The sequence below is a fragment of the Staphylococcus lloydii genome (genome assembly GCF_015775975.1).
Lineage (GTDB): Bacteria > Bacillota > Bacilli > Staphylococcales > Staphylococcaceae > Staphylococcus > Staphylococcus lloydii.
Map to the genome: position 1 here is coordinate 1086967 of NZ_CP064056.1, position 22353 is coordinate 1109319.

Annotated in this window: 24 protein-coding genes and 2 riboswitches; of the genes, 16 read left to right on the plus strand and 8 right to left on the minus strand. The window is 31.7% G+C overall.

Annotation, left to right across the window (positions count from 1 at the left end):
* Positions 1-933 precede the first annotated feature (933 nt).
* Together menE and menC are read left to right on the plus strand one after the other, a co-directional pair.
* Complete coding sequence (menE, locus tag ISP08_RS05330) at positions 934-2331, plus strand: o-succinylbenzoate--CoA ligase (protein WP_195717942.1); 1398 nt, start codon at positions 934-936, stop codon at positions 2329-2331.
* Positions 2332-2343: 12 nt separating this feature from the next.
* The gene (gene menC, locus ISP08_RS05335; RefSeq protein ID WP_195717943.1) at positions 2344-3348 is read left to right on the plus strand and encodes an o-succinylbenzoate synthase; all 1005 of its coding nucleotides are present in this window, start codon (positions 2344-2346) and stop codon (positions 3346-3348) included.
* On the opposite strand, the gene yidD is transcribed toward menC, so the two are convergent.
* Complete coding sequence (gene yidD, locus ISP08_RS05340; protein ID WP_193391004.1) at positions 3338-3580, minus strand: membrane protein insertion efficiency factor YidD; 243 nt, start codon at positions 3578-3580, stop codon at positions 3338-3340. The two genes, menC and yidD, sit on opposite strands and share 11 nt — an antisense overlap.
* 55 nt (positions 3581-3635) lie before the next feature.
* Between yidD and ytkD the strand changes: the two genes are divergently transcribed.
* Positions 3636-4112 (plus strand): RNA deprotection pyrophosphohydrolase, encoded by a 477-nt coding sequence (gene ytkD, locus ISP08_RS05345; protein WP_195717944.1) that lies wholly within the window; start codon positions 3636-3638, stop codon positions 4110-4112.
* Positions 4096-4890 carry an alpha/beta hydrolase family protein gene (locus tag ISP08_RS05350; protein ID WP_195717945.1) on the plus strand — a complete coding sequence of 265 codons (795 nt, stop codon included), beginning with the start codon at positions 4096-4098 and terminating at the stop codon, positions 4888-4890. Before ytkD ends, ISP08_RS05350 begins: the two co-directional genes overlap by 17 nt.
* 50 nt (positions 4891-4940) lie before the next feature.
* On the opposite strand, the gene pckA is transcribed toward ISP08_RS05350, so the two are convergent.
* A complete protein-coding gene (gene pckA / locus ISP08_RS05355) occupies positions 4941-6533 on the minus strand; it encodes a phosphoenolpyruvate carboxykinase (ATP) (protein ID WP_048794455.1) in 1593 nt (530 codons plus the stop codon).
* A 153-nt stretch (positions 6534-6686) separates the two neighbouring features.
* Positions 6687-6806, plus strand: a riboswitch (SAM riboswitch).
* 108 nt (positions 6807-6914) lie between these two features.
* Between pckA and metK the strand changes: the two genes are divergently transcribed.
* From metK to ISP08_RS05370, 3 genes are all read left to right on the plus strand, one after another.
* Positions 6915-8111 (plus strand): methionine adenosyltransferase, encoded by a 1197-nt coding sequence (gene metK, locus ISP08_RS05360; RefSeq protein ID WP_195717946.1) that lies wholly within the window; start codon positions 6915-6917, stop codon positions 8109-8111.
* Positions 8112-8204: 93 nt separating this feature from the next.
* On the plus strand, positions 8205-9113 hold the full coding sequence (locus ISP08_RS05365; protein WP_195717947.1) for a nuclease-related domain-containing protein: 909 nt from the start codon (positions 8205-8207) through the stop codon (positions 9111-9113).
* Between the two features lie 111 nt (positions 9114-9224).
* Positions 9225-10061, plus strand: a complete 837-nt coding sequence (locus ISP08_RS05370) for an aldo/keto reductase (protein WP_195717948.1) — start codon at positions 9225-9227, stop codon at positions 10059-10061.
* A 60-nt stretch (positions 10062-10121) separates the two neighbouring features.
* Here ISP08_RS05370 and ISP08_RS05375 read toward each other — a convergent pair whose 3' ends face one another.
* From ISP08_RS05375 to ISP08_RS05385, 3 genes are read right to left on the minus strand one after another with little or no spacing between them, the layout of a single operon-like run.
* Positions 10122-10478, minus strand: a complete 357-nt coding sequence (locus ISP08_RS05375) for a fluoride efflux transporter FluC (protein ID WP_195717949.1) — start codon at positions 10476-10478, stop codon at positions 10122-10124.
* Entirely contained in the window at positions 10478-10843 is a 366-nt protein-coding gene (crcB, locus tag ISP08_RS05380) for a fluoride efflux transporter CrcB (RefSeq protein WP_048794450.1), read from the minus strand. Before crcB ends, ISP08_RS05375 begins: the two co-directional genes overlap by 1 nt.
* A 59-nt stretch (positions 10844-10902) precedes the next feature.
* Positions 10903-11208: a hypothetical protein gene (locus tag ISP08_RS05385; protein WP_048794449.1), complete on the minus strand. Its 306-nt coding sequence runs from the start codon at positions 11206-11208 to the stop codon at positions 10903-10905.
* 278 nt (positions 11209-11486) lie between these two features.
* Here ISP08_RS05385 and ISP08_RS05390 point away from each other — a divergent pair, with 278 nt between their 5' ends.
* The 3 genes from ISP08_RS05390 to ISP08_RS05400 all read left to right on the plus strand — a co-directional run bounded on the left by ISP08_RS05390 (position 11487) and on the right by ISP08_RS05400 (position 13859).
* Positions 11487-12200 carry a transaldolase gene (locus ISP08_RS05390; RefSeq protein WP_048794448.1) on the plus strand — a complete coding sequence of 238 codons (714 nt, stop codon included), beginning with the start codon at positions 11487-11489 and terminating at the stop codon, positions 12198-12200.
* A 249-nt stretch (positions 12201-12449) separates the two neighbouring features.
* A complete protein-coding gene (locus tag ISP08_RS05395; protein WP_195717950.1) occupies positions 12450-13277 on the plus strand; it encodes a helix-turn-helix transcriptional regulator in 828 nt (275 codons plus the stop codon).
* Between the two features lie 132 nt (positions 13278-13409).
* On the plus strand, positions 13410-13859 hold the full coding sequence (locus ISP08_RS05400; RefSeq protein WP_195717951.1) for a hypothetical protein: 450 nt from the start codon (positions 13410-13412) through the stop codon (positions 13857-13859).
* Positions 13860-13866: 7 nt separating this feature from the next.
* On the opposite strand, the gene ISP08_RS05405 is transcribed toward ISP08_RS05400, so the two are convergent.
* Both ISP08_RS05405 and ISP08_RS05410 read right to left on the minus strand, forming a co-directional pair.
* Positions 13867-14295 carry a competence protein ComK gene (locus tag ISP08_RS05405; RefSeq protein ID WP_195717952.1) on the minus strand — a complete coding sequence of 143 codons (429 nt, stop codon included), beginning with the start codon at positions 14293-14295 and terminating at the stop codon, positions 13867-13869.
* A 4-nt stretch (positions 14296-14299) separates the two neighbouring features.
* Complete coding sequence (locus ISP08_RS05410; protein ID WP_195717953.1) at positions 14300-14779, minus strand: sigma-70 family RNA polymerase sigma factor; 480 nt, start codon at positions 14777-14779, stop codon at positions 14300-14302.
* Between the two features lie 212 nt (positions 14780-14991).
* Here ISP08_RS05410 and ISP08_RS05415 point away from each other — a divergent pair, with 212 nt between their 5' ends.
* Together ISP08_RS05415 and sagB are read left to right on the plus strand one after the other, a co-directional pair.
* A complete protein-coding gene (locus ISP08_RS05415; RefSeq protein WP_048794442.1) occupies positions 14992-15216 on the plus strand; it encodes a hypothetical protein in 225 nt (74 codons plus the stop codon).
* Between the two features lie 138 nt (positions 15217-15354).
* Positions 15355-16215 (plus strand): peptidoglycan release complex glucosaminidase SagB, encoded by an 861-nt coding sequence (gene sagB / locus ISP08_RS05420; protein WP_195717954.1) that lies wholly within the window; start codon positions 15355-15357, stop codon positions 16213-16215.
* Positions 16216-16425: 210 nt separating this feature from the next.
* Here the strand turns inward: sagB and ISP08_RS05425 are convergent, their stop codons facing one another.
* Positions 16426-17355 (minus strand): osmoprotectant ABC transporter substrate-binding protein, encoded by a 930-nt coding sequence (locus ISP08_RS05425; RefSeq protein WP_195717955.1) that lies wholly within the window; start codon positions 17353-17355, stop codon positions 16426-16428.
* A gap of 180 nt (positions 17356-17535) precedes the next feature.
* On the opposite strand from ISP08_RS05425, the gene ISP08_RS05430 reads away from it, so the two are divergent.
* The 4 genes from ISP08_RS05430 to ribB all read left to right on the plus strand — a co-directional run bounded on the left by ISP08_RS05430 (position 17536) and on the right by ribB (position 22348).
* Positions 17536-19032 carry an FAD/NAD(P)-binding protein gene (locus tag ISP08_RS05430; RefSeq protein WP_195717956.1) on the plus strand — a complete coding sequence of 499 codons (1497 nt, stop codon included), beginning with the start codon at positions 17536-17538 and terminating at the stop codon, positions 19030-19032.
* A gap of 167 nt (positions 19033-19199) precedes the next feature.
* A riboswitch (FMN riboswitch) is annotated at positions 19200-19331 on the plus strand.
* A 142-nt stretch (positions 19332-19473) separates the two neighbouring features.
* The gene (ribD, locus tag ISP08_RS05435; protein WP_195717957.1) at positions 19474-20517 is read left to right on the plus strand and encodes a bifunctional diaminohydroxyphosphoribosylaminopyrimidine deaminase/5-amino-6-(5-phosphoribosylamino)uracil reductase RibD; all 1044 of its coding nucleotides are present in this window, start codon (positions 19474-19476) and stop codon (positions 20515-20517) included.
* Positions 20518-20523: 6 nt separating this feature from the next.
* Entirely contained in the window at positions 20524-21156 is a 633-nt protein-coding gene (gene ribE, locus ISP08_RS05440; protein WP_195717958.1) for a riboflavin synthase, read from the plus strand.
* A gap of 10 nt (positions 21157-21166) precedes the next feature.
* Complete coding sequence (gene ribB, locus ISP08_RS05445) at positions 21167-22348, plus strand: 3,4-dihydroxy-2-butanone-4-phosphate synthase (RefSeq protein ID WP_195717959.1); 1182 nt, start codon at positions 21167-21169, stop codon at positions 22346-22348.
* Positions 22349-22353 lie beyond the last annotated feature (5 nt).

Sequence of the window (22353 nt, forward strand, 5' to 3'; positions counted from 1 at the left end):
AATTCATACTGACACATAATTTAATACTTGTTTTTTACAATATATAGTGCATATTTTACTTATTTCAAAGTATTTAACCATTTTAGATATAATAACAGTATAATACGCTTATGGTGTTGATACACCATTTTACCTCTACTAATAATTTTTTGGAAATTAGGGCAAAGAGTGATCGTAATTTTATTATCATGTCTTTTGTCCTTTTTCCATGTAACTATATTTTTAGTGCTATTCATATAAATTTTACTTTATCATTTCAATTCTTTACTAAGTTTGTGTTTAGACACTAAACTATGAATAATCATGCTACAATAATTTTGTGTGGTGAACACATAAATATTTTCATAAAATATATTCCCTAGTAAGAAGGAGGAGCAAGTATTTTCTTAGATGCTAGATCAAATTAGCGACTTTGATTTAGCAACAGAATGTTCTTGCTTCTCTTTTTTTGATTATTCTTTCTTATTTTTTACTATTTAATTGTTCTTTTTTACCTATAGGCTTGTACATATATACATTTGAACAAATACAAGCTATATTGAATGTGAGGTAAGAACATAAACATCATGATAACTTTCAGTAGCATGCTGGATTTTACACAACTAGAATACATGTGCTTATCTCTTTTTTATTCGCTTTCTCCTAAGCTATTTTTATTAATATTTTTTATAGTTCATTACAATTGTAGCGCATTGTATTAAACTAGCATATGTTATGGTAGTTAACCTTCCAAACTACCACGCTCAACTATTTAGTGTTTATTGATAAACGATTACTTATAAATAAACCTAAGTTAAAGCACTCTAACTATTGACGATATACCAGTAGTTAGAGTGCTTTTTTTGTGTCAACGGACATAAAATTATAAAAATTTAACCACTGCGCATTATATTTAAAACAGTTATAATATAAGTGATATGGAGGAATGTTAAAGTGGAATTTTGGTTAGAACAACAAGCTAAAAACAAAGGCGATAAAATTTTCATCGATGATGGGAATACACAATTAACTTTTAAAGCATGTTATAACAGGGCTTTAAAAGTAGCTAATAATTTAGTTGAACTGAACAGAACTAGAATCGGGTTATATATTAACAATAGTATAGATGCTATCATATTAATTAATGCTGCATGGATAGCTGGAATTGAATTAGCAATGGTCAACACTAGACTAACCAAACAAGAAATTTTAAATCAAATGGACTCAATCGATGTCGACACAATTGTTGCAACGCTAGAACTAGACTTAGAAGGCATAACGATAATAGATGGGCAAGCAATTATTGCTAAAGAAAGTAATAATCATGGTACACAAAAGGCCGATTTTAATTTAAATCACATCGCTTCCATTATGTTCACGTCTGGTACGACTGGACCTCAAAAAGCAGTGCCTCAAACTTTTGCTAACCATTTAGCGAGTGCACAAGGTTGCAAACAAAGTTTAGGTTTTGACAATCATACTGTATGGTTATCTGTGTTACCTATATATCATATTTCAGGATTGAGTGTTATTTTAAGGGCAATTATACAAGGATTTACAGTACGTATCGAACAAAAATTTGATACGCAACGTATGTTAGACATAATCCGTGAAGAACGGCCTACACATCTATCACTTGTACCGCAAACATTACAATGGTTACTTGATGCAGGTTTGTCTCAACCATATAATATTGAAAAAATCTTACTTGGCGGGGCGAAATTATCACGTCAGCTGATTGATAAGTCATTACAATGTAACTTACCAATATATAATTCCTTTGGTATGACGGAAACTTGTTCGCAATTTTTAACGGCTTCACCCGATATGTTAGCCGAACGATATGATACTGTTGGGAAGCCTAGTGATAATGTGCAAGTCGCTATAACAAAACCTGATAATAACGGTCACGGGGAACTATTAATCAAAGGCAACAATGTGATGAACGGTTATCTTTATCCTAGTAATCTAGCGCATGTTTTTGAAGATGGATTTTTCAACACTGGTGACATAGCAGAGATTGATGAACAAGGTTACGTAATGGTTTATGACCGTAGAAAAGACTTAATAATAAGCGGTGGAGAAAATATCTATCCATATGAAATTGAGTCGAAAGCAAAATATTATGCTGGCATTAAAGACGCAATGTGTATTGGCATTGAAGATGCTACATGGGGCCATGTGCCTTATTTATACTATGTGGCTGATAGAGATGTAGATCATAATCTTTTACATCATTTCCTAATGGATAATTTAGCTAAATACAAAGTACCGAAAAATTTTGAACGCGTAGAACAGTTGCCATATACATCTACAGGTAAATTACAAAGAGGTAAAATTACTGGTTATTAAGGAGCTACTCAATTGAAAATTATTAATTTAGAGTTTTATGATTATAATGAAAACTTTAAACAACCCATTATTACGCCTAAAATTACTTTGTCTGAACGTAAGGCGTTAATTATTAAACTGACGACGGACAACAATGAAAGTTATTATGGGGAATGTAACGCCTTTGAAACAGATTGGTATTTTGATGAAACGATAGATGTTGTTATAAGTAAAATAAAAGAGTGGTATGAAGAAGTACGAGGTCTGACAGTAAACTCTTTTGACGAGATTAAACAAACTTTAACGCAATTTGAACATTATCCAGCAGCTAGAAGTACGATAATCATGGCTTGCTATCAAATGTTTAACAATCTACAGACTCTGACAGTAGGCTATGGTGCAACCGTTAGTGGTTTAAATAATCATAAATATAGACAACTTGTTGATACAAAACCCGAACGAATAAAGTTAAAATGGTCAACGCACATTTTGCATGATTTAGATAAGTTAGCAACGTTACCATTCGATTTTAATATTGCGATTGATGCTAATGAATCTTTATCATTAAATGATGTTGATTTACTTGAACAAATAGCACAATATAATGTTATTTATGTTGAGGAACCATTTAAAGCTTTGCAAACTTTAGATGCATCGGGGATTACTGCTCAGTTGGATATTGCTTTAGATGAAAAAGCTATAGCGCTCAACAATATTGAAAATGCGATAAATAAACATAATATTAAAGTGGTTATCCTTAAACCGTTTCGCTTAGGTGGCATTGATAAAGTAATGGATATTATCAACAGCTTAGAACAGTTAAATGTAAAAACTGTAATAGGTGGCATGTATGAATATGGATTAAGTAGATATTTTACAGCTATGCTTGCTCAATATGCTACTTACACGAGTGATATCACACCTTCAGGATTTTATTTTGAAAATGATGTCGTTGAAGATATGGGCATATTAAAAAATGGAAGGTTAGTGTTTAACCCTCCAGTAGTCGATGTGGCAAAATTATCGCCTATTTATTAGTATCTTTGTGTTCTTTTTTTAAAGGAACTGGATCAAAACCACTTTTGTGAAATGGATGACATTTCAAAATACGTTTTAATCCTAACCATCCACCTTTAAATGGACCATAGACTTCTATTGCTTCTTTAGTATATGCTGAACAAGTAGGATAGAAACGACAAGTTGCAGGCGTTAAAGGCGAGATGAATTTTTGATAAATATAAATAATAAATAATAAAACTTTTTTCATAATGTGACCTCCAATGGAGCTTTAAACATTAATATTTTAACATATTTTGAGGTGTCTGATGACTATTAAGTATTTAGATAAAGATAATAACGAAGTATTTCTTAACTATACAACAGATAAAGAAGAGGCTAATGGTCAGCATGTTTTAATTATACCAATTTATAACGATAAATTATTATTTACCCAACATGACATTAGAGGCATAGAGTTCCCTGGGGGTAAAATTGAGCAAAATGAAAGTTCTTTAGCTGCTGCCGAGCGAGAACTAAATGAAGAGACAGGTGCAGTTGCGACTGAACTTCATTACATAGCACAATATTATGTTGCTAGACAAAATTTGCCTAGTTTTTATAAAGATGTATATGTTGCTCACATTGATTATTTGGAAAATAAGGGAGATTATTTAGAGACAAATGGACCAAAGCTTTATCGCAAAGTTACAGATATACCTGAACAACAACAAAGTTTCTTAATTAAAGACACAGCAATCTTAAAATGTTTAGAACGGGTGATTGAACTTGGATATTATAAGTAAAAAGCGTATGCCAATTGATGTAACGACACATGTATTTGACGAAATAACTTACGAGGTAGATGGTTTACATGTTAAAGGCCTTATGGGAATACCAAAGGATGAAGTTACACGCATAGTTATGTATTTGCGAGGTGGAAAAGGTCAAGTAGGTAAAGTAAGAGCGGCTCGCTTATTGCAGTTTGTTGATCCGCACACTTTAGTCATTGCGCCATATTATCGAGGCAATAATGGTAGTGAAGGAAAAGATGATTTTTATGGCGATGATTTAAATGATGTTACACAGTTACTGTCAATTTTGACTCATCAATATCCGCATGCTTTTGTCCATATGATTGGTTTTTCACGTGGAGGTTTACAAGGTTTATTAACTTTTCAAGATTTACCTGTACATAGTTATATTATATGGGGGGGAGTTTCTGATATTCATTTGATGTATCAAGAACGAGTTGATTTAAGAGGCATGTTGCGTAGAATGGTAGGGCATCCGAAAAAAGATATTGAGGCTTATGATAAAAGAGATGCTATTAAGCATATCACGCATGATGCACCAGCTATATTAATTATTCATGGTTATCAAGATCAACAAGTTGGTATTCAACAAGCACAATTTTTAGCACAATCTTTAACAGAAATCGGTGCTGTGCATCGCACAGTTTATCAACAACGAGAAGGGCATGTGCCGAGACCTTTTGCATTAACAAAAGTATTAAATCAACTGAAGCAATGGATGACGGATATCGAAAATAATCAACTAAAAGATAATTACGATGTTGAATAAAATTAAAACAAGGCTATGAGATTACTCATAGCCTTGTTTTTAAATAGATATTATTTTTTAAAGCCGCCTTTTTTAGCAAGTTCAGCTGTTTCTTCACCGAATTTTTCAAAGTTTTGATTGAAACGTTCGATTAAATCGTTAGCTTGTTCTTTATAAGCTTGTTGATCGTCCCATGCATTCATAGGATTTAAAAGTGTTTGAGGGACACCTTCAATACTAACTGGAATGTTTAAACCAAATGTGTCATCTGTAGTATATTCAGCTTCAGTTAATTCTCCAGTAATAGCTTGATTAACCATTTGACGCGTATAAGATAGACTAATACGACGACCAACGCCGTATTTACCGCCAGTCCAACCAGTATTAACTAAGTAAACATCAACTTCATGTTTATCAATCAATTCACCTAAGATGTCAGAATAAACTTTAGCATCTAATGGTAAGAAAGGTGAGCCAAAACATGTTGAGAATGACGGTTCCGGTTCTGTAATACCACGTTCAGTACCTGCAAGTTTAGCAGTGAAACCACTTAAGAAATGATACATTGCTTGATCTTTAGTTAATTTTGAAATAGGTGGTAATACACCAAAAGCATCTGCAGTTAAGAAGATAATGGTATTTGGGTGTGCAGCTTTAGATGGTTTAACAATGTTATCAATATGATCGATGGGATATGCTGCACGTGTGTTTTCTGTGTAGTAATTGTCATCAAAATCGATGTCGCCATCGTTATCGACTACAACATTTTCTAAAATAGTACCATATTTAATCGCGTCGTATATTTGAGGTTCTTTTTTCTTAGAAAGATTAATGGCTTTAGCGTAACATCCGCCTTCGATATTAAAGATACCATTATCATTCCAACCGTGTTCATCATCACCAATTAATTTACGTGTAGGGTCTGCAGATAAAGTCGTTTTACCAGTGCCAGATAAACCGAAGAATAATGCTACATCACCTTTTTCACCTACATTGGCTGAACAATGCATACTCATAATCTTATCTTTAGGTAATAGGTAATTCATAACTGAGAAAATACCTTTTTTCATTTCACCAGCGTATTCAGTACCACCGATTAAGATAACTTTATGTTTAAACGAAGTAATAATAAATGTTTCAGAATGAGTTCCATCAACTGCTGGATCTGCTTTGAATCTAGGTGCAGAAACAATTGTGAAATCTGCTTTGATTTCTTCAGCTTCTTCTTTAGTATCAGGTTTAATAAACATATTTTGTGCAAATAAGTTATGCCAAGATAATTCATTGACAACTGTAAGGTTTAATTGTGAATCCTCGTCACTACCTGCGTAACCATTAAAAATGTATAATTCGTCACGTTCTTCTAAATAATCTAATACTTTGTTATATAGATTTAAAAACGTTGTTTCATCAATAGGTTGGTTGATATTACCCCAATCAATATCATCTTTATAAGAAGGTTCGCTGACTATAAATTTATCTTTCGGTGAACGACCAGTATATTTGCCGGTTCTGGCATTAATGGCACCAAGTTCAGTCAATTCGCCTTCGTTGTTTTCCAACATCTTGTAGTACAATTCTGTTGTTGATAATTGAAATAAAGAAGTTGTTTTATTTAAAATGTTTTCCAGTTTACTAGTGTAAGTATACGTATCTATCGCCATACTTAATCCCTCCAACGCTATTTTTATGTAAGCCTTTACAATAAACGAGTATAACATAATCACTCTATTATGCCATAAAAATTATTATAAAATTTGGGATTTTGTAAAATTGACATTACTATGTAGTTTAGGTAGTATAGTTACTAACGGATTCTCTTATCCTGAGAGGCGGAGGGACATGGACCCAGTGAAGCCCAGCAACCTCTTCTTTATTCATTTAAAGAAGGAAGGTGCCAAACCGTTTGCAGACAAATACCGTCTGAACGATAAGAGCGAATGGACGTATTGAGCCTTCTCTCTATTTTTGTAGTGATGAAGGCTCTTTTTTTATTAAGCTCACAAAAGAGAATTTTCGTAATTTAATAACTAAAGGAGCAAATTATGACATACAATAGAAGATTATTCACTTCAGAATCAGTTACAGAAGGACACCCAGACAAAATTGCGGACCAAGTTTCTGATGCAATTTTAGACGAAATATTAAAAGACGACCCGAATGCTAGGGTGGCGTGTGAGACGACAGTTACTACAGGTATGGCGCTTATTTCAGGTGAAATTTCGACTAAGACTTATGTAGACATTCCAAAAGTAGTTCGTGAAACGATTAAAAACATTGGTTATACACGTGCTAAATATGGTTATGACAGTCAAACAATGGCTGTTTTAACTGCTATTGATGAACAATCTGCAGACATCGCACAAGGGGTAGATACCGCTTTAGAATACAGAAATGATATTTCTGAAGAGGAAATTGAAGCTACAGGTGCTGGAGATCAAGGTTTAATGTTTGGTTATGCAACGAAAGAAACAGATACTTATATGCCTTTACCAATTTTCTTATCACATCAATTAGCTAAACGTTTATCTGATGTCCGTAAAGATGACATCATTAAATATCTACGTCCAGATGGCAAAGTGCAAGTTACAGTTGAGTATGATGAAAATGATCAACCTCACCGCATTGATACAATTGTAGTTTCTACACAACACGCTGATGACACAGAACTTTCTCAAATACAAGATGATATTAAAGAACATGTTATTTATCCAACTGTTCCTAAAGAATTATTAGATGAAAATACGAAATTTTATATTAATCCAACGGGTCGTTTTGTTATAGGTGGACCTCAAGGCGATGCAGGTTTAACAGGTAGAAAGATTATCGTAGATACATACGGTGGATATGCACGTCATGGTGGAGGATGCTTTAGTGGTAAGGACCCAACAAAAGTAGACAGATCAGCGGCATATGCAGCGAGATACGTTGCTAAAAATATCGTTGCAGCTGATTTAGCAGATAAATGTGAAGTACAACTTGCATATGCAATTGGTGTTGCTGAACCAGTATCTATTTCAATTGATACATTTGGTACTGGTAAAGTAAGCGAAACGGAATTAGTCGAAGCGGTAAGAACTCATTTTGACTTACGACCTGCAGGCATTATTAAAATGTTAGACTTAAAACAACCCATTTATAAACAAACAGCAGCATACGGTCATTTTGGTCGTACTGATGTATTATTACCTTGGGAAAAATTAGATAAAGTTAACGTCTTAAAAGATGCAGTTAGTTTATAATCACTTTGTGATAACTTTATTAGTATTTTTATCGAATGATTAAACAATTTTTATTATAATGGAGATAATGATATATAAAGGAGCGAAATTGTTATGAATTCATTTGGACCAATTCAAATTGGTTTGATTGTAGCTATCGTGATAGCAATTGTTTGTTTCATACTATTTTTAATAGCTTTAAAAAGTAAGAAAAAAGCACAACAAAAAATAGAAGAACAATACCAATCAAAACAACAAAAATTGAATGATGAACACGCAGAGGAATTAGAAAAAGAAAGAATAAAAAATAAGAAGACTGTTACGAAACAACAAGAAGAATATGAGGCAACAGTTAATTCTAAAGATAGAGAAATTGATGCATTAAAATTATTCTCTAAAAATCATAGTGAATATGTTACTGATATGAGACTTATCGGTATACGTGAACGTTTAGTAAACGAAAAACGAATTCGTCCTGAAGATATGCACATTATGGCAAATATCTTTTTACCAAGAAATGAATTCAATGATGCACAACGTATTAGTCATTTAGTATTAACACGTACTGGTTTATACCTTATAGATTCACAATTATTAAAAGGCCACGTATTTAGTGGCATTAGTGGTCAACAATTTGAAGAACAACCAATGATGTCACAAGTATTTGACACACTTGATTTAGATAAAAATGAACCACAAACGTTAGTTTTAGACCAAAATGATGATAAAAGTTCGCTATCATTTGTAAATTATTCAACACACTTAGAAGCGGTTGAAAAATTAGCTGGAGATTTACAACGTCAATTAGACTTAAAATATACACCTACAACTATTCTTTATTTCAATCCTAAGAATGAAGGTGCAGTGACAATATCTAATTATGCGCAATCTTCAAGTAGCAAAGTTTTAGTAGGCCCAGAACAGCTTGATGAATTCTTTAACAAATTTGTGTTCCACGGTAGAATTCAATACAATGTAGAAGATTTACAGAACATTATGGATAAAATTGAATCATTTAATTAATATTTTAACTGAGCGTGCATAACGCTCAGTTATTTTTTTAAGCATTTTAATATGATAATGACGCTTAATTTATTATCATATGATTAAGTTAACTTGGAAGGAGTTATTATAATGCAAACAACTAAATTTTATAATGGAAATGAAATGCCAGTACTTGGTTTAGGAACATTTAGAGTTGAGAATAGCGATGAATGTAAAGAAGCGGTGAAACATGCCATTATAAGTGGCTACAGAAGTATAGATACAGCGATGATTTACGAAAACGAAGCCAAAGTAGGCGAAGGTATTGCCGAAGGTCTAGCAGCTACTGGGTTAGATCGCAGTGATTTATTTGTGACTTCAAAATTATGGTTAGCTGACTATGGTCGAAATAATGTGGAACAAGCATATGAAACAAGTCTAGAAAAATTAGGATTAGATTATCTAGATTTATATTTAATGCATTGGCCGGGGACTGATGAAGCATTAATGATAGATACGTGGAAAGGCATGGAAGATTTATATAAAGCTGACAAAGTGAAAAACATTGGCGTGAGCAACTTTACGCCACAACATTTGGAAGCATTATTAGCTCAAGTATCCATAAAACCAGTCATTAATCAGGTAGAATTTCACCCATACTTAACTCAAAATGAATTAAGAAGATATTTAGAAGTTCAAGGTATAGTGGCTGAGTCTTGGTCACCGTTAATGAATGCCCAAATTTTAGAAGATGAGTTAGTAAAAGAAATTGCAACAGAAGTAGGTAAAACGCCAGCACAAGTTATTATTCGATGGAACATTCAAAATGATGTCGTTGTTATTCCAAAATCAGTTACGCCTTCAAGAATCGAAGAGAACTTAGCTGTCTTTGATTTTGAATTAACTGAAGAACAAATTACTAAATTAAACAATTTAAACGAAGATAAACGTATTGGACCAGATCCAAACGAGTTTACAGGTCAATAAAAGATGATTCAAAAAAAGCTAGTAACTATAGCGTATTTACGCTATAAGTTTACTAGCTTTTTAAAATAACTTGTATCCTATTAAACAAGCGACGAAGCAACCACCGTATTGTAAAATTGAATAACTAATAAATAAAGGTAAATTGGTTTTGGACTCAATCATTTTCACTAATTCGGATGATAAAGTTGAAAACGTAGTTAAACCGCCTAATATACCTGTTACTAAAAACGGATTAATCCAACTGATTTGTAGGGCGTGTCCTAGAGTAATGCCAATTAGTAGGCTACCAATAATATTTGCGATAAATGTTGCTATTGGAAACTGACTTGGAAACTTGTTTATGCATATTTCAGTTATGCCACCACGAATTACAGCACCAATGCCACCGCCTACACAGACTAATAGTAAAGTTAACATTATAATTTACCTCCTATTTTAACGCCAATATAGCAGAAACAAATACCTAGAATATAACTACTAATGCCGTAAATGAATAGCGTGGTGAAAGCTTGTGCGTTGAACATAGACACCATTTCAAACTGAAACGTAGAAAATGTAGTTAATGCGCCAACGAAACCCGTTGTAATACCTTTTTTGAGTTGTGGATTATTACCGAAATATGTGACTGCCAATGTACCTAGAAAACCCATCAACAAAGCACCTATAAGATTAGCTATAAAAGTTCCGATAGGTAAAGTTGTACCTTCATGATTGATAAATGATAATAAATACCTTAACAGTGCACCGATGGCACCACCGAAAAAGATATAGACATATTGCATTTTAATACCTCCACTTAAAAATAAACACTACAAAAGCAAGTATACTTTTGTAGTGCCTATTAGAAAATAATGCCAAATGTAGTTAATGCAGCTATAATATGTATGATTATAACAATTAATAATATATAAGGCAGTAATTTACTAAGTTTATTGACCCAATCCGTTCTATCTTTTGAATGTTTTATTGCTTTATCTGCTAAAATAATTGCAATAATCAAGATGATTGCATTAATAATACTACAAACAAAAATTAATTTGATCATTGAATTAAATAATTGACCTAAAAGTGGGTCACGTGTATTGAAATAGAAACTAATAATAATTAACACAGCAGATAAATAAAAATATAGTTTTGAACGTGCCATATTTACCTCCTACTATATATCATTAGCTAATAATAACACAAAAATCTTAAAATTGAATAGTAATAATCATATACTAAGCAACATCTTAGTAGTTTTGTTAAACTGAACTGTAGTGTATATAAGTAATAATAATCGAGAAAATTGTATTATAAATTTGATATTAGATAAGCAAAAAATTAGAATTTTAAGCTTATTAGTGGTATAAATAAAATGAATGGTTAGTAAACCGTTGAGATAATTTATTATTAAATTATCATTTTAGTCAGGAGGAATAAGTAATGGCAAAATTAAATGTTGAAGTGTTTGCAGATGGTGCAGATATCGAACAAATGAAAGCAGCTTACAAAAATAAAGAGGTTGATGGTTTTACTACAAACCCAAGCTTAATGGCTAAAGCAGGCGTAACAGATTATAAAGCTTTCGCTGAAGAAGCTGTTAAAGAAATTCCTGATGCTTCAATTTCTTTTGAAGTCTTTGCAGACGATTTAGAAACTATGGAAAAAGAAGCAGAAATCTTAAAACAATATGGTGATAATGTTTTTGTTAAAATTCCAGTTGTGAACACTAAAGGTGAATCAACTATTTCTTTAATTAAAAAATTATCAGCTGATAATGTACGTTTAAACATTACTGCAGTTTACACTTTAGACCAAGTAAAAGAAATTACTGAAGCAGTAACTGAAGGCGTACCAACATATATTTCAGTATTTGCTGGACGTATCGCTGATACTGGTGTTGATCCAATTCCAATGGTTAAAGAAGCTGTTGAAATTGCTCACAGCAAAGAAGGCGTTAAATTACTATGGGCTAGCTGTAGAGAAGTAATCAATGTTATTCAAGCTGACGAAGTTGGCGCTGATATTATCACTTGCCCTGGTGACGTTGTTAAAAAAGTAAACAATAACTTAGGTCGTGACATTAATGAACTTTCTGTTGATACAGTAGAAGGTTTTGCGAAAGATATTAAAGCTTCTGGATTATCAATCTTGTAAACTAACTATCCTATGTAAATCTAAGCAGCATTAATGCATTAATTACTTTGATGTTTAGTTGATAAATTGAAATACTCAGTAGCTATGAACTACACAATAAAGATTTAGCGCTAACTTCAAAAGTTAGCGCTTTTTTAATACATAAAAAGTATCATACAAGACTTTTATATTTGTTAAGATTAATGATTTAGTACATAATCATATATAAAAATATTGATTTCTTTAATTATTTTAGTGGAGGTGAAGAGAATGAATTATTTAAGCCAAATTTATATGAACAGCGATGAGTTACATACGTTGAACACGCCACACTGTGTTAATATTTTTTTAGTTTTAGAAGGACAAATTAGAATAAATAAATATTATGGGGAAAAGGCTTTTGAGAAAGGGCAAGTCATTGTCGTCTTTGATTATGAAGATAACTATATTGTTAATAGAAACGGTATTTTAGCGTGTATCTCTATTAATAATCAAAGTTATAATAGATTTTCGTTGGCTAATCGTAAAGCATTATTCGAAATTGATAATGCGGATACAATGATTATTAAGACATACTTAGAAACGTTAAAAGCAATATTAGAAAAAGACTATTTCAATAGTGATATAGGCGTAGTTAAACTAATCAACTGTGCAATGGCTATATTAACCCATGAACAAAAAGAAATGAAAAATAATTCTCAATCGAGTGAGCTTATTAAAAACATCGTGCAATTTATAAATGAAAACTATAAGCGACCTTTAACATTGTCATCGCTAGCCCAAGTGTTTTTTGTTAATAGAAGTTATTTATCACGTGAATTTTCGCGTAAAATGAATATGACGTTGATGAAATATATAAAGAAAGTGAAAATCTATAATGTCTCACGAGAATTATTAGAAAATAGATCGCCAGATTCAGCTTGGCGTGAATATGGTTATACTTCATATAAAACTTTTCTCAATGATTTTAAAAACATTATGGGTACGACGCCCTCTGATTTTTTAATAAATCAAAAATACCGTCAATACACTGTTAACGAAAGTGATAATAATATTTATGAAATTATAAACACTTATTATCAAGAATTAATAAGTTAATTTTTATAACTTTAAAATAGTGAAAATTATTAATATTCAAAAAAGTTGTTTATGCATAGATTGTATCGCAAATTGTTTTAATATATGATTTAATAGAATAAAAGTTTCACCAAACATAGAGAGGTAACAAAAATGAGCGTAAATATTTTTAAGCAAAAAGTCAGAAAACAATTGTGGTTTTTGAACAAAAAAGAAAAGAAAGAACTTAATGAAGTGTTAGAGAAGGTAACGCGTGAGGACAATCAAATAGATACGCGTAAACCAATAAGGTTTTCAAATCAGTTTTTAAAAGAGTATATCTTTAAAGAGAAAGTCGTATCATTTGCAAGTTTATTACCGTTATTATTAGGCATGTTGTTTACCTATATATTACTAATCGGCGTGTTTATTTTCGGCTTTTTAGCAAGTTTATCTTCGGTTCAATATTTTATAAAACCTGAAGTACAACTAACAACGACGACCGTCATACTTACGTTTGTGGGTTCAGTATTACTAATTATAATTAGTTTATATTGTTTCCAAAAAGCTACTGCATTTTTCACTAAAAAGTTATTGGAATATAGACATAATAGAAATTTGTAAGGTTACACTAATTTTTAGTCAATAGATATTTCAAAGCACAACTTTCTTTCCATTTTTTTAAAACTAAATAAAAGTGTTCATCGACCATGAGGTAATGACCATCTTCGAATTGAATCGTAGATAAATTACGTTTACTTTTGATTCCGATGATAAAGTGCGCATTAATATAATATTGTATTGGTGCGCGCTTTTGTTTTATTGGGAATAATACAAGTTCCTTATGAATATAAATAGGAACTAACTTGTTAATATCTAATAATCGTTTTGCTACCTTTGTTTGTGTAGCTAAGGATTTATTGTGAAGTTCTAAATAATAGGATAAAACATTTTTGATTACTGTAGGATAAACATAGTCGTGTGTTTTATAGTGGCATAAAGTTTGGCCATCTTTACTTTCATGAGTTTTGATAAATAGTAAATCTTTATAGTCTGTCATATTGTTACTCCTTTCCATAATTTAAAAAAGAAAAGAATTTGTCTTTAACTGATTTTTTATATAACTTTACTGAAGATAGTGAACGATTCATATAATGTGCAATTTCGTATTGTTTGTAGCCTTGATAAGCTAATTGTATCCATCGTTGTTCATTAGGGGATAATTTAGTTAAAAAATGTTCTAGAATTAACTGATTTTCTGTAATTCGCATTGCATCTGAGGATTGTAAATGGATATGGGTAATATCAGTCGTCGTCATTTGACGTGTGGCAGAGCGTAGTAAATCGAATAGATAGTAGCGTAAACGGATGTATAAGTATGAGGATAATGATTTTGATAAAGTAGGGTTGTATTGTAGTATGAGTTGCCACATACGTATTAATAATAATTGGAAAAATTCGTCATAGTCATAAGTGATATTGTAACGATGAAGCAAATGATGAATAATATATAGATGTTGTTCAAGATCAGCCTTTTTTAACATTTTGAACCTCAATTATTGTAATTACAACATTTATTTCCGGATATAGCTATTTTATTTCAAAAAAGAGAAATTTTCATTTGCTAAATTGACATAATAAGTGTTAAATATTAGTAATAGATGTAATATAATGTTGATATACACAAAAATTAATTGCTTAACTTAAACATATATAACTTTGTCAAAGTTTGTTTGTACTACAGAGGAGGGTAAATATGGATTATGCACATTTAAATTTAGAGCATTTTTTCTCTAGACACGACGACTTAGATATTATTAAAGATAAATCGGATTTTGTAATGATTAATAATATGACTAACGAAATGTTTTACCGAGATGGCGAAGTTGAAGGTTCAATCGATTTAAATCGTTATTATTATAAGAATAGATCACAAGCGGTAAGTTTTATAATGATGGACTACAATAAAAGTCAAGAGTAATGAAATTAAAATTTCATTACTTTTTTTATGAATATGTAACAACAATTGGATTGAATTGTGCATTGCTATCATAAGTGTTAAACTCAATTAGCAGATGTAGAAATTTAAAAATCAATTTCAAACCTAAGAGGTGTAGACATGAAAAAGCATAAAAAAGGCGCTGTATTATCAATAATAGGACTATTGATAATCTTAGGTATTGTTGCATGTATCGTCTTTTCAATGATTTCAGATCAAATATTTTTCAAAGAAGTAAATCAACAAGAAAAAGTTGAAAATTTAAAAGTATCATTAGAAAAGGCATCAAAAAAACAAATACATAATTATACAAGTCAGCAAGTATCTAGTAAGGATAATAAATCTTGGCGAGATGCGTCATCAACAGAAATAAAAAGCGCTATGGACAGTAAAAAATTAATCGATAGTGATACACAAAAATATCAATTTTTAGAATTAGATAAGTATCAAGGCATCGATGCAAATAGAATTAAACGTATGTTAATTGATAACCCAATGTTATTAAATCATACAAATGATTTTATCAAGGCAGCTAAACATAAACATGTAAACGAAGTATATTTAATTTCTCACGCTATTTTAGAAACTGGTTCGGCTAAAAGTGAATTAGCAAGTGGTGTGGAAATTGATGGTAAGAAATATTATAATTTCTTCGGTGTAGGCGCGCTAGACAAAGATCCAGTGAAAACTGGTTCTGAATATGCCAAGAAACACGGTTGGGATTCACCTAGAAAAGCCATAGAAGGTGGCGCAGATTTTATTCATGGTCATTTCTTATCCAAGAAAGATCAAAATACTTTATATAGCATGAGATGGAATCCACAAAATCCTGGTGAACACCAATATGCTACAGATATTAAATGGGCAGAAAGTAATGCGAGGTTAATGGCTGATTTTTATAAAGATATGAAGACTGAAGGTAAATATTATAAATATTTCGTTTATAAAGATGATAAAAAACATCGTGACGAAGACAAATAACAGCGAATTTATTCGTTAATAAGAGGATAACCATTTAGAATGGTTATCCTCTTTTTTATAAAAAAAGATTGATTATGCTGTTGCAGCATAATCAATCTCTAATAAACTATTTAGCTTTATTTTTACTGTTTAATAATGCAAAAACTAATAAGGTAGAAATAAATACTTTAAATATAAATTTCATATATTCACATCCTTAATATATGTTTACTATTGTTGTTTATCAAAGTAATGATGTTTTTGTAAATACTGTTGTGCGACTACAGCTGGTTCAATTCCTTTGCCATCAGCTTTATAGTTTAACTTTTGCATTTCTTCTGTCGAAACTTTGTCTTCCAATGCTTTCATAGATTTTTTCACACCTGGATGTTTGTTCAATAATTTATTCGTTGCTAGTGGACTTGCATCGTATGGTGGGAAAAATTTTCTATCATCTTTTAGTACTTTTAAATGATATGCTGCAATTCTACCATCAGTAGTATAACCTAATGCAACATCAAGTTTTTTATTTTTTAAGGCATCATATACCAAGCCAATTTGCATTGGCTTTAATTGTTTAAAACCAAATCCATAAAACGATTTAAACGGTGCGTAACCATCGCCGCCACGTTTAATCCAAGTGGTATCTGTACCAACTTTAACTTTGTCTTTAATTTTTCTCAAATCAGAAACTTTATGTAAGTTATACTTTTTTGCAGTTTCCTGCGTTACCATAAAGGCAAATGTATTTTCAAAACCATATGAGTTAAAGAAAGTTTGATTAAATTTCTTTTTAAACAATGATTGCGTTATCGACATTGCCTTTTGAGAGTCTCTCACAGGCTTATGATTCAATGCGCCTATTAAATCTGTACCTGTATAACGCGTACTCGATATTTCGGCATCGCCATTAATTATTGCATTATGTTCGATAGATGCTGAACCTAAGTTATTAATTATAGAGGCAGTATATTTACCATGCGAATCGTGTTCGATTTTATCTTTTAGCATATAAGCCATTATTTGAGACTCACTAGTCGCTAGGGCAGTAATTTTAATATCTTTTTTTGACTGACCACCATTTAATCCTGGGAGATCACAACCCGTCAAAAATATTGCGCAAAATATTAGAAATAAAGTGAAACATTTTAAAAACTTCATAATTCAACCTCTTAACTAATAAATTTTTGTTGAAATAGTGTAAAAATTAATTTAAACACTTTTATAGAATATCATACATTATAAATTTTTTTAACTTTTAATAAATCATTCTGTTAGTAAATGCTATTATAGATATAGTATCTTAATAGTAAGTAATTAACATTGTTATGAGGTGTATGCATGAAAATAGCAATAGTAGGCGCTGGAACGGCAGGCGTAACGTTATTAAAAGAGATGGTCAAATATGATGAGTTTAATGACGTAAGCGTAGATATTTATGATAATAAAGTCAATATGGGTCAAGGCGTGCCATTCCAAAATGACAGTGATCAATTATTAATCAATCTACCAGCAAGACAAATGTCTATTAATTTAGATAAGCCAGAAGAATTTTTTGAATGGTATGAAGAGCAAAAAGAATTTAAATATATGAATCCAGAATATTTACCGCGATTCATTTTTGGACATTATATGAAGTCATATCTTAATAAGTACAATGATGAATATAACAATGTTTCATTGATTTCAGAAGAAGTTCAGGAAATTTTTATTGAGTCGAATATCGGTGATACAGCATTAAAATATAACATTTGTACCTCTGATGATATAGACTCATGTCGTACTTATGATTGTGTCTTTTTAACAATAGGGACATTATCTTATCACGATCCATATAATCTTAAAGGTACTAAAGGATACATACAGTCACCTTACCCAACCTATAATACTTTAGATGAGGTAGATGACACAGATAGTATCGCAGTTATTGGTACAGGTTTAGCAAGTTTAGATGTAATCAGATATGTGACGGAACATCATCCAAATTTACCAATTACCGTTACAAGTAGAAAAGGGGCGTTACCTCGTGTAAGAGGGAATATGCCTGACCTTGAATTTAAATATCTTACGCCAGAGAATTTTAATGAATTAAAACGACAACATTTTGGAACTGTACCACTTGAAGAGGCGATGAAGTTATTTGATTTAGAGTGTGAATATTATAATATTCAAGTCAACAAAATGTTAGATGTTAATATGGAAAACCACATAGAGCAATTGGAATTTGATTTGAATCACCCAGACGAATTAGGAAGTTTTCAAAGTTTATTAGAAGGTATTAAAGAAAATATGAATTGGATTTGGAATAGTTTTTCAAGAACGGATCAAATTGAATTTTTGAATAGATACCAACGCATTTTAAAAGCGAATTCTAATCCGATGCCACCGAGAACGGCAGAGTTAATTATTCATGGTATCAAAAATAATCTTGTAAAAATTAAACCGAATTTAAAAAATGTAACTTATGATAGCAATAAATTTAATTTCCAATATGATGATGGTAAAGATACACATGAACAATATGATGTTGGTAAAGATACACATGAACAATATGATGTCGTTATTAATGCCACTGGTTCTAAAACACATTTAGCAGATTTAGATGCGGATGATCAGCTTGTAATTAATTTGGAAAATAGACAACTGATACAAGCGCATCCGCTTGGAGGTATTCAAATAGTACCGGAAACGAACCAAGTAATTAGTCCGAGGTTTGGTACGTTAAATGACGTCTATGCATTAGGTCAATTGACTAATGGGATTAACCAATCAAGAAATGGAGTTATGATGATTGTTAAACAAGCTGTTGGCGTTGTAAGCCAATTGTTTAAATCATAATATGACACGATTTTGCTAAGTGAATTTAAGATGCTACTGTGTGAAAATTCTATGTTTTAATCCCGACTTAGTTTATATGTATTGTAATTGTGACATAAATATAGTATTATAATTTTGTAACTTAGCAGTAGGTTACCTGACTCAATCGTTAATTATAATTTCATAGTAAATTCTTTCGGGGCAAGGTGAAATTCCTAACCGGCAGTATATAAGCCTGCGACCCATAAATACTTGTATTTATGGCTGATCTAGTTAGATTCTAGAGCCGACAGTTAAAGTCTGGATGGGAGAAAGAATGATATATAACAAACACTCTCGTAGTGTTTATTTTGAGCTACTATCAAATTGGATAAGTATGCTTATTTAAAGTTATAAAAATTCCCACACCTGAAGTTTATCTTTTTCAGGTGTGTTTTTTTATTTTTATTGAGGTGATTTATTTTGAGTCAATTTTTAAAACATGCAGTTGACTTGGCCAAAATGGTTGAAGGTCAAACTGGAGTCAACCCACCTGTAGGTGCAATCGTAGTTAAAGAAGGTCGTATCGTTGGCCTAGGCGCCCACTTACAGCGAGGAGACAAACATGCAGAAGTACAAGCGTTGGAAATGGCGCAAGAAAAAGCTAAGGATGCTACAATTTACGTTTCGCTAGAACCATGTTCACATTACGGTACTACGCCACCTTGCGTAGAGAAAATAATTGAATATGGCATTAGCAAAGTTGTTTATGCTGTTAAAGATACAACTTTAATGTCGGATAGTGACGATATATTAAATGAAGCAGGTATTGAAGTAGAATTTAGCTATAACGAAGAAGCTGCACAACTATGTAATGACTTTTTCAAAGCTAAAAAGAATGGTAAACCAGAGGTAACTGTAAAAGTTTCTTGTAGCTTAGATGGTAAACAGGCGAATGATAATGGCCAAAGCCAGTGGATTACCAATAGATCAGTTAAGCAAGACGTGTTTAATTTAAGACATAAACATGATGCTGTATTAACTGGCAGAGAAACTTTAATAGCTGATGATCCTCAATATACAACGCGTATAGAAAATGGCAAAAACCCTGTCAAAGTGATATTAACTAAAACAGGCGATATCGATTTTGATTTAAAAATATTTAGCGATATGACCACGCCTATATTAATATATACAGAAAATAAGGCGCTAACGTCTACGCTTCCACAAGTGAAAATTATTTATATGGAAAACAGTAATATTGCAAATATATTGGAAGACTTATATTTACGTGGTGTTGGAAAATTACTTGTTGAAGCAGGTCCAACCATTACGTCTACATTTATAGAAACAAAAGAATTTAATAAACTCATCATCTACTATGCCCCGAAAGTGATAGGTGGTTCTGGTAAATATCAATTTTATTCAACAGACAATGTTTTTGAATTATCAGAAGTGCAAAACTTTGAAATTGTTAATTCTCGAATGCTTGAGAACAACTTAAAATTAGAACTGCGAAAGAAGTGAATTAACATGTTTACAGGAATCGTTGAAGAAGTCGGTACGATTAAGCAAAGTAATAGTAAAAGTACGATTGTAGAGTTAACGATTGCATGTCATAAAATATTGGAAGATGTGCATATTGGAGATTCAATTAGTGTCAACGGCGCGTGTTTAACAGTAACGGCATTTACTAAGGATAGCTTTACTGTTCAAGTTATAAAAGGCACAGAAGCTAAGACATATTTGAATAAATTAAATCAGGGTGCTGAAGTTAACTTAGAGCGTGCCATGAGTGGTAACGGCCGTTTTGGAGGACACTTTGTATTAGGACATGTTGATGAAGTTGGCACTATTACAAATATAAAAGCTACTGATAATTCAAAAATTGTGTCAATAAAGACAACATCAAAAGCAATAGGTGAAATGGTACAACAAGGATCGATTGCTGTTGATGGTGTAAGTTTATCTATATTTCAATTAAATGAGCAAAGTTTTGATATTCATTTAATTCCAGAAACAAGAAAATCAACAATTTTAAATGATAAACGTGTTGGAGATGCTGTGCATTTAGAAACAGATATGTTGTTTAAATATGTTAATCGTATAATGAATAGCAATAATGCCACACTAACTGAAGATAAATTAAAAGCTTTTGGCTTTTAGGAGGGGTCTTATGCATTTAGATGATATAGAACAGGCTTTAAGCGAACTTAAACGTGGTAAAAGCATTATCGTTGTAGATGATGAAGATAGAGAGAACGAAGGAGATTTAGTAGCTGTAACAGAATGGATGCAAGATAATACAGTAAATTTTATGGCGAAATATGGCAGAGGTTTAATCTGTGCACCAGTCAGTAAAGATATTGCACATCATTTAGAACTAGATGCCATGGTTAAAAATAACTCAGATGTTTACGGTACTGATTTTACTGTCAGTATTGATCATGTAGATACCACTACAGGTATTAGTGCACCAGAAAGAATGTTAACTGCACGTGCATTAATAGACGAACAATCACAACCAACTTCATTTAACAGACCTGGGCATTTATTCCCACTTATAGCTAAAGATAATGGTGTCATGGAGAGAATTGGACATACTGAAGCTTCTGTTGATTTAGCAAAGTTAACTGGTGCCAAACCTGCTGCTTTAATTTGTGAAATTATGAATGAAGACGGCACAATGGCTAAAGGTGATTCATTACAAGCTTTTCGTGAACAACATGATTTAGTAATGATTTCAATTGCTGATTTAGTCGAATATAGAAAAGCTCAAGAAACTCATATCGAAGCTAAAGCTGAAGTGGCAATGCCAACAGAATATGGCGATTTCAAAATGATTGGTTTTACAACTTCTAGCTCGAGAGATGAATTAGTTGCTGTAATTAAAGATAAACCAAGAACAACCGAAAATGTACGTATTCATTCATCATGTTTAACTGGTGATATTTTCCATAGTCAACGTTGTGATTGTGGTGAACAATTAGCTGAATCAATGAAGTATATCGAAGAACATGGTGGTATGATTATTTACCTTCCTCAAGAGGGTAGAGGTATTGGCTTAATAAATAAATTAAGAGCATACGAATTAATTGAGCAAGGATATGATACGGTTTCTGCGAATATCGCATTAGGCTTTGATGAAGATTTACGTGATTATAAAGATGCGGCAGCAATATTAAAATATCTAGGCGTTGAAAATGTTAATCTATTGAGTAATAATCCAACTAAATTTCAAAGCCTAGAAAAATACGGCATTAATATCACTAAAAGAATAGAATTGATTGTGCCTGAAAATGAACACAATCATGACTATATGACAACTAAGAAAAATAAAATGGGTCATTTACTATAGGAGGA